Consider the following 10,835-nt stretch of genomic DNA (forward strand, 5'->3'; position numbering starts at 1 on the left):
GTTCTTTTAGCTCTTGCTTTTCTTCCGGACTCAAGTTCATGAGTTTTAGTAATTATTAGAAACTATTTATCATTAATAATATCATGATATCATGATTTTGGTATTTTTGCAAAACTGAGATGCACCCAAATGCCATCTCCTCCACTATAACCAACTAACTTAAGTAACCTCTCCACCATCTCTACCTCGCAATGGGTAAAGATTGGCGAACATTCCTCGGTGTGAACATTAGAATTAATGTAGTTAGACATGAAGTCGGCGAAAATGCCCACTGGGTCTGGGTATGAGAATAGATACTTTAAATTCTGTGGTCTGTATATATCTGGTGTAATGGAAAGAGTGGACTGGATAAATTCACTAATACGCTCTAACCTTTCTCGCTCAGGCAAGGAATATATACCATTGAGGAGATTCAAACATCGATCAATATCCTTGCTGTCTAGCACCCTATCCAAACTTATGGAAATCAGTAAATTTACTATAGGATTATTGTAATCTAAATCTCTCTTGAGCTACCCTAAATACTTCGATTACCCAAGGTAATCGGGCGCAGGTTCAGTGGATTTAGTAGATTCAGTGGATTCGACGGGAGCAAGCATAGATAACGCACTAATGGCTCCCCTTACCTGATCCGGTCGCACTTCCAGGTATTTGTACAATTCATCTAGCGTCTGATGTCCGGATATTTCCTGAATCACCCGCAAGGGAATTCCTGCGTTGCTTAGTTGGGTGAGTGCGGTTCTGCGGAAACTGTGGGTACTGACCGCTTCTATACCCACCCGTTCACATGCTTCTCGAAGGATCCAGCTGGCAGCATCTGGGGTGATATGTCCTTTACCATGGCTACCCTAGTGCCAACATAATAAATGTGTGTTTCTGGTTGTGTTCATCAATGAAAGTTTTGCGTAAAAGTATTGCGTAAACAGGTTAATTGAAGTACCAATAACGCCCATTAAAGGAATTAATTATTTTATCAAATTGCAATTCAACAATCGTTAACATCAAATCAGTGACTACTAAAAAGCGATTGACCGTAGGTCACGCTACGCGAACGCATTTCAGTGGCGGTTGTGCAGAAAAATCTCCAAGATAACAAAAAGGACAACAAGCATTCTTGATAATGCTGTGCTGTCCGTGAAGGGTTGAAGGTTCAAGGTTATCCAGTTGTTTTGTTCGCCTTTGGCGTTCGGTTTAGGGTAGGTTATCTGGTTGTTCTTGCCCAGGTGTCCGGTTTAAAGTAGCTTATACCAAGCTGGATCCCTTCTCCAAAAAATCCAGTAGAATACGCTGATGAGCAGGACCAAGGGGTCGCACCTGACCAGCCTTGGCAGAATAAGACTCGCCCTGGCGAATCTGCTCAGGAGTCAACAACCCCATATCCCAGCCTTCCCCTAAGACCAACTGTGAGAGTTCCACGGTCAGGGGTACTGCAAAAACATGACGGAACACATGGGGTTCAGGATAATGGCCAAACAAAGATGCTGAGGGTAGCGCATAGCTAATTTCTTCCACCAATTCCCGCCTGAGAGCTTCGATTGGGGTTTCTCCGGGTTCGATGTGTCCCCCAAATAAACCCCACAAACCAGGGTAAAGAATACCAGGAATATTGTCCCGTAGCTGCATCAGGAACTGACCTTGCCGATAGAGAATAGCGATCGCTACTTGAACTTGCTTACTGCTCATCTGTTGGTGCTGGAAGTAAGGGGGACTTAGGTTGATAGACTTGCCGTTGTAGCTGCTCAAGCTCTTGAATAAATAATTCACCCAAATCTTGTCCAGCAATGGGAATGCTTTGAAATTGAGGCTTACCTTGGATCAAGACTTGATCACCGATATTGGGCAAAGTTCCCTGAGAGACTACCCAAATGGTACTAGTGGCATCTTGGAGTTCATAAGCATTCGCATCTAAAAGTGGTGCTTGATTAGTAACTTTACCCCGAAGGTAAACTGTATCGATAGTATTCTGATTTTGTGGTATATCAAGGATTTTTGTGACCTTTACACCAGGGTAGCTAATATTAAGCTGATGAATGCCATTATGGGCTAAGGGACTACAGCCAACAGTCCCGGCTCCTACAAGTAAAACCCAAAACGGTAAAAGAGTTGACCAATACTTAGTTGGCATATTGAAATCCTATGATGTTTTCAGTTGTCAGTTGCCAATGAACTCTGTTTGGAGGAGTGAAAAAGGAAGTAGGTTGAAACATAAATGTTCGTTCCCCAGCCTCAAGTAAGTCGCTCCATGCATCTACAGCATCTACAATGTTCTAACCCAAGTAGGCAGCATCTGTACACCCGTCTACACTGTTTAACCCAATTGACCAATGACCAACATACTTGATGGTAAGACCATAGCTAAAAAAATTCAGACCCAGCTGCAAGAACAGACAAAGAAGCTGACGTTGAAACATGGACGACCTCCTGGATTAGCAGTGTTGATGGTAGGTGACAACCCTGCTAGCGCTGCCTATGTTCGTAATAAAGAGCGTGCCTGTGCTAAAGTGGGCATTGCTTCTTTTGGTCGTCATTTTCCCAGTAACACGTCCCAAGCAGAACTCGAGCAAGCCATTAACGCCCTCAATCAAGATCAGCGTGTAGATGGAATTCTGGTCCAGCTGCCCTTACCCGACCACCTAGATGCTGTTTCATTACTGCACCAAATCCATCCGGATAAAGATGTTGATGGATTACACCCTGTTAATCTAGGTCGTCTGCTCAGGGGAGAGCCTGGTTTACGTAGCTGTACACCAGCAGGGATAATGCACCTGTTGCAAGAGTACCAGATTAATTTGTCTGGTCAAAAGACAGTAGTGGTAGGACGTAGTATTTTAGTAGGTAAACCTCTAGCACTGATGCTACTAGAAGCCAACGCTACAGTAACAATTGCTCATTCGCGCACCCAAGATCTGGGGGAGCTGACACGTCGAGCTGATATTTTGGTAGCAGCTGTGGGACGACCTCAACTGATTACCAGTGACATGGTAAAACCAGGTGCTGTTGTAATTGATGTTGGTATCAATCGCGTTAGTGATCAACAAGAAAAATCTCGTCTTGTGGGAGATGTCCACTTTGACTCTGTTCAGGAAACTGCCCGATATATTACCCCTGTCCCTGGTGGCGTCGGACCGATGACAGTGGCTATGCTACTAAATAATACAATCCTTAGTTATACAAAGAGGTATTCTTGAACAGTTTTGCTCTGGTGAAGATTGACAAGAGTCTATTGAACCTTTGTTTATGACTAAAATCATTTAAATTCACAGGAGGCTAGGTCAACAAAAGAACTAATTAAAAAAACTTAAAGCTATAAGATATAAAAATATTAAAAATCTGTGTTTTTTGTTTAAGAACATATTAAATGTGGGGATTGACAGGGATAGACTTTAGTTTAGCGCTACTGATAAATTTCACAACTCGACAATCGTAAATACCATCAGTAAAGAGTTTTGTCCATCAAACGAGAAGCACAAGAATATGACAAGGGAGTTTCAAGAAGACCCCCAGCCCCGTAAAATTGTTAGAGGAATCAGATAATCAAGGAATCAAGGCATGGTAGCGACGGAGGGGCGACCTACCCCCAAGAGGGAATCCCCAAGTTTAGACTTAGTAACTTACTTAAAAGAGCGAAAAGCTCTAATTGAGTCAGCTTTAGACCAGGCTCTGCCCCGAATGGAGCCCGACAAAATTTACGAGGCAATGCGTTATTCTCTTTTGGCTGGAGGTAAACGCTTGCGCCCGATTCTGTGCCTAGCTACCTGTGAGCTGATGGGTGGCACGGTGGAAATGGCAATGCCAACCTCCTGCGCTCTGGAAATGATCCATACCATGTCATTGATTCATGATGACCTACCAGCAATGGACAATGACGATTACCGTCGGGGTAAACTAACTAACCACAAAGTTTTTGGTGAGGACATTGCCATTCTCGCAGGTGATGGTTTATTAGCTTATGCATTTGAATATGCGGCGGCTCAAACTAAAAATGTACCAGCTCCCCAAGTTTTGCAGGTAGTTGCTTGGTTGGGTAGAGCAGTCGGGGCATCGGGATTGGTTGGGGGTCAAGTGCTTGATCTCGAATCAGAAGGTAAGTTGGATATTAAAGAAGAAACCCTCACCTTTATCCATACTCATAAAACTGGTACTTTGCTAGAAGCCTGTGTAGTTTGTGGTGGAATATTGGCAGGGGCAACGACAACTAACTTACAAAAGCTTTCCAAATATGCCCAAAATATTGGTTTAGCATTTCAAATTGTCGATGACATCCTAGATATCACTGCTACTCAGGAGGAACTGGGTAAAACAGCAGGTAAGGATGTTAAAGCACAAAAGGCAACTTATCCTAGCCTCTGGGGGCTAGAGGCATCAAAAACAAAAGCCCAGGAGCTGGTGAATGAGGCAAAAGCTCAAATGGAATCCTTTGGGGAAAAGGCTCAACCCCTGATTGCGATCGCTGACTTTATTGTGAATCGCACTCATTAAGGTACTTGGTATTGGGGTAAGGCCAACGAAAGTTAAAGGATGAAGTGTTTAATCCTAGCCTACAGGAACACCAAAAACAAACTTCATCCTTAATTATACCATAGAAGGGACGCTATCCAGGGAACATACTTCATAATTCATACTTGATCCTTCATACTTCATCGTTTCCCCAATGCTGAGTTATCGATGACCAATGACCAATTTAAAATAAATAATTATGCAGGACTTTAGCGACATCCTAAACAACCAGGTGTTGCTGGTTGCGCTCATTGCTTGTCTGGTGGCTCAACTATTTAAGTTTTTGGTTGATCTAACCAAAAATCGCAAACCTAATCTTCGGGTACTGATGACTGCTGGTGGAATGCCTAGTTCTCACTCAGCCTTCGTCACTGCCTTGGCATTTGGTGTAGGACAAACAGTAGGATGGGCTTCTCCAGAGTTTGCGATCGCTTTAGTGTTTGCGATCATAGTCATGTATGATGCTGCTGGTGTCCGGCAAGCTGCCGGTAAGCAAGCTCGAATTCTCAACCAAATTATCGATGAGTTGTTTAGCGAAGACAAAGAGTTGAAAGAAGACCGCCTTAAGGAATTATTAGGTCATACACCCTTTCAGGTGCTTGTTGGTTTGGTATTAGGTATCGCTATTTCTTGTATAGCAGCAACGGCTTATTGATCGTGTTAATTAGTAATTTTAATTAGTAATTTGCCATTACCTAGTTCAAACGGAACTAGTTAAAAGCGAACCACCTTACGTTTTAGTAGGGTAACTCGGCGACTATCAACAACCATTGCCCAAAAACCCTCTGCGCTCAGTCGCCTTAAGATTGAGTTAGCTTGGGTTTCACTAGTTGTGTGTACTGTCAGTAAGTAAGGTCGCTGAGCATAAGAAACCAAGCCAACATTGACGCCCAGTAGTTGCTCTAGTCGGGATGCCACTTCTGGTTGATTGAAGTAGTCCACCAGAACTGCATAACCATCACCCAATCCCTGAGGAGTATAACCTGGTATTGTAGTAGGCTGTATAGTATTAGGCTGGCTTGACGGTGGAGATTGAACTACAAAAGCTGAGTATCCCACTACCTGATCCAGATAGCGTGCCCAATCTTTAGCATCGTTAATCCCTCTGAAACCCCCAACCCGAGTTACTCTATCTTCCAAATATTGACAAAAATCAGTTTTTGCGCTACTTGGTAAAATTCGTTGAATTTGTTGGTGATTTTTCCTAATTCGGCTAAGCACTAACAAAATGTACTCACCGTTTTGTGGTGGTTGGCATTGAGGAGCTATTGGTTGAGCATAAACCGCATCAAAGACACTAGCTAAAGCAGCCAGTGCTATCGAGAAAATTTGTAAAATAAACTGTATTGTTTCCCTGGTCATAGATGATTAGATAGTAGAGATACTCTTAAACCGTCATTAATCGGGATAATCCAGTATGAAACGGTCAAGGTGCAATTTATTGTTGTCCAAGTGAGGAGTGGTCATGCAGTAATTGGAGTTGAACTTTCCACCCATCTGTCTGGACGTTCCTGGCATCTCGACCAGGAGTTGCTTGAAAGCCTGAGTTTTGCTATGTTTACAATCAATCCAACCAAGCTCAACTGCATCAAGCAGACTCAGTCCCATCCCTTTCAAGAAACGCGCGGTACGACGCAACAATACTGCCATTACCTCGGTCTTATTCATGTACCTAGTTAGTTCCTTGTCCGTACCCCGAGCAAGGATGTTTTTGGCAGCATTGTGGTCAGCCTGTAACACGACCCCATTAAATCTGGTAAAGTTGTCCCCGCTCCTTTTCCCCAAAAGGGTTCCAGTCACGGAGTCAACTTGCGACGTGTAACTAGGCTGGACTTCTGTCACAATCGACCCAGTCCAATCAGCCCATTTTTGTAATGAGTCCCGCATTTGACCCTTCATCCAGCTATTAAGCTTGCGAGACATGGCTTTGGACTGACGTTTTCCTTTAATCGGTTGTGTTAAATCTTCTGCAAAAATTTTAAGTGACTTCCCATTAAAAAGAGACTTAGATGCCGCTCCTATGATAGCCGTTAATTCTGACTGATTTTGTCTGTAACGCTTGTTCTCTGTTTTTCTGCTTAAGTTATTTTTAAGAATACGAGCCGACTTAGCTGGATCTATTTTTTCTAGTTTTCTATGAAGTGCCCAAAGCTTTCCTCTGTTGCGGTTTTTGGCACATATACGATCGGACTTTTTGGTGGCTACTTTGCCTAACCCTTTCCCATGCGCTTGACCCTCTGAATCATAGAAAGCCTCCGTGTATCCCTTGTCTACTCCTACAGGGCGACGTTCACCGGGAATTTCTACATTTCCATGGTCTACAAGGAAATGAATCTCAAACCTTTGCAGAACTTGGTTATGTATCAACCGAATTTGTCCTTTTATTTTTCGGTTAGATCTGACGATTATCCTGTTTCTCTTTCCTCTCCTTAATCCAGCTAATTCTAGTTGGTATGTATTGCGAGAGAGTCGTTTGCATTTATAACCCACTTGTTGATAAACTATCTGGTTCTTAACCCAGGAATGTCCCCGCTGGAATTCTTTCCTAACTAGTCTATGCAGCAGTGGGTTTTCCAAAAAAGCTAAGGTTTTAAGCTGTTTGCAAAGTTCTTTCCTGGTCTTTTGGTTTTCTTTCCCCGGAAACCTTCTATAAATTTTCTTTATTACCGCATCGATACAGGCTGCCTGCTGGGCTGTAATGGCTTTTGCTACATCATTGATAGTCCAGTCCATTATTTTGGCAGGCAACCTCAGAGTATCTGGAGTCCTGAAGCTTTTTACTTCCGGGATAGCCTTTTTCCAGTCCAGTCCCCAATGCTTGATGCTCCCCAGCTTGTTGTAAGACTCAGCTCTAACGATGCCTAGTTTTTTCATTGTAGACAGCAACTCAGTCTCAATCGACTCAGTCATCCCCACTACGGGGACAATTTGAGTCGATAGCTTTTTGGTTACGCCTACTTTTTTTGACATCGTCAACTGGTGTGTCTTCTTTCTTGATTTAGATAGATTTCTAGCGCTAGCAAAACGTCAATGTCGGTTTGGTAAGGTTAAAAACCGTTTTATACCTATTTATTGGGGTTTATTTGCGTGACCCATAGCCACTGCCTTGGAAGCAAAAAACTAACCATCAAACTGATGCCAGAGACGCTAGAGGGTCAGGTATACTATCTGATGGTGCTTGAAATTCACCAGTTTTGACAAATTCTAGGCGCAGCTTTAACCAAGTGATGAACTTAGGATTAGTAGAAATGATCGCCGTTGCTGGTTGCGGACACTCCTGCTTGACCTGGGACATTTGGGAACTTTCCAAGAATGCTGGCTGGTTGACTAACCAAAAGTCTATTTCTTTTTCCTGTTCATGGTAGTGCCTGGTACGTTCCCGAAGTACTTCCTCCAATGGTTCTTCTTCAAGGAACTTTTGACTGGCTAAAACGTAGTAGTAAGTTTGCATAGTTTCAGTTACTGAGGAAAGCTCAAAATTTACCTTGCATCGCTTGTTTCATTTCTCTAACCGCCCGTTCTATACCCACCAGAGATGCCCGAGCAATGATGCTATGACCAATATTCAGTTCTTCCATACCTTCGATACAAGCAACCGGGTAAACATTCCAGTAGGTAAGACCATGACCAGCATTGACTCGTAAGCCAGCAGCAATCGCTTGTTGGCATCCGGAGGCCAAAACTTTTAATTCTTTAGCCTGACTGACTTCATCAGTAGCTTCTGCATAACTCCCAGTGTGCAGCTCAATAAATTTAGCTTTTGTTTGAGCAGAAGCATCGATTTGGGCAGGATCAGCGTCTATAAATAAGCTAACCGGAATACAAGCACTCTGTAACTGCGCTACAACCTCACTAAGGCGAGGCATTTGCCCTGCTACATCTAGCCCTCCCTCGGTAGTCACTTCTTCTCGTTTTTCTGGTACGAGGGTAACGTAATCGGGTTTGACCTCTAGAGCGATCGCTACCATTTCATCGGTAGGTGCCATTTCCAAATTCAGATGAGTTCGCACCGTTTGTCTTAAAAGACCAATGTCCCTCTGTTGAATGTGACGTCGGTCTTCTCTTAGATGTGCGGTGATGCCATCCGCACCAGCAAGCTCGGCCAACACTGCTGCTGCCACTGGGTCAGGTTCTACAGTGCGCCGCGCCTGACGAATTGTGGCAATATGGTCAATATTTACGCCAAGTGTTAGCACTAATGTTTTTCTCCTGGATTTGACATCCTAGCGACGACCATAGGGCAGCTTGCTCTTAAATTCCAAGGCGTTACAACCTTAGCTTTGAGAAACATAGCATTTTCTAGTTTAACAGGGGGAGGGCAAATCTAGATAGATTGTCTATCAAGCCTCTACAAGACAGTTCCCCGTGAAGTAGAAAGCCCCTCGCCAGGGTCTAAGCAGCGAGGGGTAGTTCACCTAAAATTCTTAATGTTGGGATTAGATGCTTCTAGGTTGCAGTTGGTCTGAGGATGGTAATTTGACATTCCAGGCTAGTCCTAAGCGCTGAAGCAGCAGGATGAACAACCAACCCAGGTCAAGTTGCCACCAATAATGTCCAAATCTTGCTGAGTTGGGAAAGGCATGGTGATTATTGTGCCACCCTTCACCAAGGGTCAAGATGGCGACGATAGGATTGTTCTTGCTCATATCAGAGGTAGTAAACAGCTCGTTTCCCCACAAGTGGCAAACTGAGTTGACACAAAAGGTGATTTGACGAACCAGAAAAATCCGAAATGCTCCGCCCCAGATTAAACCACCTAAGACTCCTGAGACAGAACCAGTCAAGACTCCACCCAGGAAACCAGGAATTAACAGGGACAGCAATACCCAAAAGACGTAGAGGTTGTCTATTCTTCGGATCAGCTTGTCCTTGATTAGGTCAGGAGCATACTTATAGGGAGGCTGCCAATCCACATTCACAATCCAAGCAATATGGGAATGCCAAAACCCTTGGATAAATCCCCAAAATCCTCCCTGGTGAAGATGGGGTGAGTGAGTGTCTCCGTCTTGGTCAGAGTAAATATGATGGCAGCGATGATGGTGAACCCAGCTAGTGACTGGTCCTTGAGCTGCCATACATCCAGCAATGGCTAAGAATGCCCTTATAAAAGGTCCAGTATGGAAGGCACGATGGCTAAAAAGCCTGTGATACCCGACGGTAATACCGATGAAATTCAGGATGTACATCCCGAGAAAAAGACCGATATCGAGAGGCTGGACGTTCAGTTTCTCAAGGAACATAACTACTACCGCAGCAATTACGCCCAAAGGGGACATGGCGATAACGATAGTAACTACAGTTTTCTGAAGTGTGCTGACTTCTGGGGCAGTAGATGAAGAGATTGACACTTGTGTTGTTTAAATAAAATACTAATACACCAAAACTAAGCATATCCGATTGCTTGTCAGTCTGGCGCTGTTTGGACTCTAGCTCCGTGCTTACCACGAAGGCTATCAACTGGGATTTTTGGATTTGGGATGGTTGTCTTGTCCGCTAAATCCTCCAATTCCAGGCATTTAAGTTATATTTGGGCTAATCATGACGGTATTGGTCATGGGTAACCTATTGCAGCTAGCTAGGGATTGGTGTTGATTTCAATCAATTTATTCCTTGAGGATAAACCTGACTTAATTTGGATACGAGACTTTGGTACCTTAAACCTTTTAGCCAGCAACTCAATTAGCTCCTGATTGGCAAAGCCCATCTACAGGTGGTGACTTCAAATGCACCTTGAGTGTCCCATCATCTGAGTCTTCTATCTTTTGATGTTTAGAATTGGGTTTAACTTGAACTCGCCTCTTCATCAATGAAAGTTTCTTCAAAATCCTCACTGCTTCTGGCTATGGGAAGTTTTAATTTAGTCACCGTTTACCAGAGTAGCATACTGATCCGGATTAGCTCTGGTAAGTGTCAATAGTTCTGTTGCGATACTCTTAAGGCCAAAGGCCACGCTACGCGAACAGAGCCGCTACGCGAACGCATACCCTAATTCGAGCAAAACCATTGGAACAAAACGACTGCCCCAATCTCGGTAAATTTCTTGAGTCATCTTGCCCCTAAAAACTTGACGCTTCATTTTTATTGTATTTCAAATGTAGTATAAAAGTAACTCAAGCAACTCATTGACTCATTGTTTTTTTGGTTTAGCTTGTCTAAAACCTGCCAATACCCAAGAATTCCATGGCGGGAATTCGCTTATTCGCTCCTTGTCCTAGTGCAGCGCGGCAGAAATACTTGAGCAGCTGCTGATAATGGTAAAATAGAAGGATGAACTGCTTACCTACTCGATGCTCAGCTTACCCTATTGTACTCTTCACAACTTGTGCTATGCCTGACCC

The 10,835-nt window shown here is 43.6% G+C and carries 12 protein-coding genes and 1 pseudogene; 3 read left to right on the forward strand and 10 right to left on the reverse strand.

Features of this window, described 5'->3' with window-relative positions; all coding sequences use genetic code 11:
* Window positions 1-89: 89 nt before the first annotated feature.
* From F6K46_RS35245 to F6K46_RS35260, 4 genes are all read right to left on the reverse strand, one after another.
* Window positions 90-446 carry a hypothetical protein gene (locus tag F6K46_RS35245; protein WP_293067035.1) on the reverse strand — a complete coding sequence of 119 codons (357 nt, stop codon included), beginning with the start codon at window positions 444-446 and terminating at the stop codon, window positions 90-92.
* Window positions 447-530: 84 nt separating this feature from the next.
* Entirely contained in the window at window positions 531-827 is a 297-nt protein-coding gene (locus F6K46_RS35250) for a site-specific integrase (protein ID WP_366510855.1), read from the reverse strand.
* A 415-nt stretch (window positions 828-1,242) separates the two neighbouring features.
* Window positions 1,243-1,683 carry an NUDIX hydrolase gene (locus tag F6K46_RS35255; protein WP_293043802.1) on the reverse strand — a complete coding sequence of 147 codons (441 nt, stop codon included), beginning with the start codon at window positions 1,681-1,683 and terminating at the stop codon, window positions 1,243-1,245.
* Entirely contained in the window at window positions 1,673-2,125 is a 453-nt protein-coding gene (locus F6K46_RS35260) for a hypothetical protein (protein ID WP_075903920.1), read from the reverse strand. The genes F6K46_RS35255 and F6K46_RS35260 overlap by 11 nt, the downstream gene beginning before the upstream one ends.
* Window positions 2,126-2,324: 199 nt before the next feature.
* Between F6K46_RS35260 and folD the strand changes: the two genes are divergently transcribed.
* The 3 genes from folD (at window position 2,325) to F6K46_RS35275 (ending at window position 5,152) form a co-directional block, all read left to right on the forward strand.
* On the forward strand, window positions 2,325-3,188 hold the full coding sequence (folD, locus tag F6K46_RS35265; RefSeq protein WP_293067037.1) for a bifunctional methylenetetrahydrofolate dehydrogenase/methenyltetrahydrofolate cyclohydrolase FolD: 864 nt from the start codon (window positions 2,325-2,327) through the stop codon (window positions 3,186-3,188).
* 361 nt (window positions 3,189-3,549) lie between these two features.
* Entirely contained in the window at window positions 3,550-4,479 is a 930-nt protein-coding gene (gene crtE / locus F6K46_RS35270; RefSeq protein WP_293067039.1) for a geranylgeranyl diphosphate synthase CrtE, read from the forward strand.
* Window positions 4,480-4,696: 217 nt separating this feature from the next.
* A complete protein-coding gene (locus tag F6K46_RS35275) occupies window positions 4,697-5,152 on the forward strand; it encodes a divergent PAP2 family protein (protein ID WP_293017938.1) in 456 nt (151 codons plus the stop codon).
* A gap of 59 nt (window positions 5,153-5,211) precedes the next feature.
* On the opposite strand, the gene F6K46_RS35280 is transcribed toward F6K46_RS35275, so the two are convergent.
* From F6K46_RS35280 to F6K46_RS35305, 6 genes and pseudogenes are all read right to left on the reverse strand, one after another.
* Window positions 5,212-5,859: a hypothetical protein gene (locus tag F6K46_RS35280; RefSeq protein ID WP_075903136.1), complete on the reverse strand. Its 648-nt coding sequence runs from the start codon at window positions 5,857-5,859 to the stop codon at window positions 5,212-5,214.
* Between the two features lie 36 nt (window positions 5,860-5,895).
* Window positions 5,896-7,467, reverse strand: coding sequence for a zinc ribbon domain-containing protein (locus tag F6K46_RS35285; RefSeq protein ID WP_293067043.1), 1,572 nt, complete (start codon window positions 7,465-7,467; stop codon window positions 5,896-5,898).
* Between the two features lie 157 nt (window positions 7,468-7,624).
* The gene (locus F6K46_RS35290; RefSeq protein WP_075903987.1) at window positions 7,625-7,948 is read right to left on the reverse strand and encodes an MgPME-cyclase complex family protein; all 324 of its coding nucleotides are present in this window, start codon (window positions 7,946-7,948) and stop codon (window positions 7,625-7,627) included.
* A 22-nt stretch (window positions 7,949-7,970) separates the two neighbouring features.
* Window positions 7,971-8,693, reverse strand: coding sequence for a pyridoxine 5'-phosphate synthase (locus F6K46_RS35295; RefSeq protein WP_293067046.1), 723 nt, complete (start codon window positions 8,691-8,693; stop codon window positions 7,971-7,973).
* Window positions 8,694-8,933: 240 nt separating this feature from the next.
* The gene (locus F6K46_RS35300) at window positions 8,934-9,845 is read right to left on the reverse strand and encodes an acyl-CoA desaturase (RefSeq protein WP_293067049.1); all 912 of its coding nucleotides are present in this window, start codon (window positions 9,843-9,845) and stop codon (window positions 8,934-8,936) included.
* Window positions 9,846-10,072: 227 nt separating this feature from the next.
* A pseudogene (locus F6K46_RS35305) lies at window positions 10,073-10,301 on the reverse strand (DUF167 domain-containing protein).
* Window positions 10,302-10,835 lie beyond the last annotated feature (534 nt).

The organism is Moorena sp. SIO3E8, assembly GCF_010692445.1.
Taxonomy (GTDB): Bacteria; Cyanobacteriota; Cyanobacteriia; order Cyanobacteriales; family Coleofasciculaceae; genus Moorena; species Moorena bouillonii.

Excerpts from the sequence above, each read along its gene's own strand:
- F6K46_RS35280 (WP_075903136.1), bottom strand. The coding sequence starts at position 5,859 with ATGACCAGGGAAACAATACAGTTTATTTTACAAATTTTCTCGATAGCA.
- F6K46_RS35285 (WP_293067043.1), bottom strand. The coding sequence starts at position 7,467 with ATGTCAAAAAAAGTAGGCGTAACCAAAAAGCTATCGACTCAAATTGTC.
- folD (WP_293067037.1), top strand. The coding sequence starts at position 2,325 with ATGACCAACATACTTGATGGTAAGACCATAGCTAAAAAAATTCAGACC.
- F6K46_RS35290 (WP_075903987.1), bottom strand. The coding sequence starts at position 7,948 with ATGCAAACTTACTACTACGTTTTAGCCAGTCAAAAGTTCCTTGAAGAA.
- F6K46_RS35260 (WP_075903920.1), bottom strand. The coding sequence starts at position 2,125 with ATGCCAACTAAGTATTGGTCAACTCTTTTACCGTTTTGGGTTTTACTT.
- F6K46_RS35275 (WP_293017938.1), top strand. The coding sequence starts at position 4,697 with ATGCAGGACTTTAGCGACATCCTAAACAACCAGGTGTTGCTGGTTGCG.
- F6K46_RS35255 (WP_293043802.1), bottom strand. The coding sequence starts at position 1,683 with ATGAGCAGTAAGCAAGTTCAAGTAGCGATCGCTATTCTCTATCGGCAA.
- crtE (WP_293067039.1), top strand. The coding sequence starts at position 3,550 with ATGGTAGCGACGGAGGGGCGACCTACCCCCAAGAGGGAATCCCCAAGT.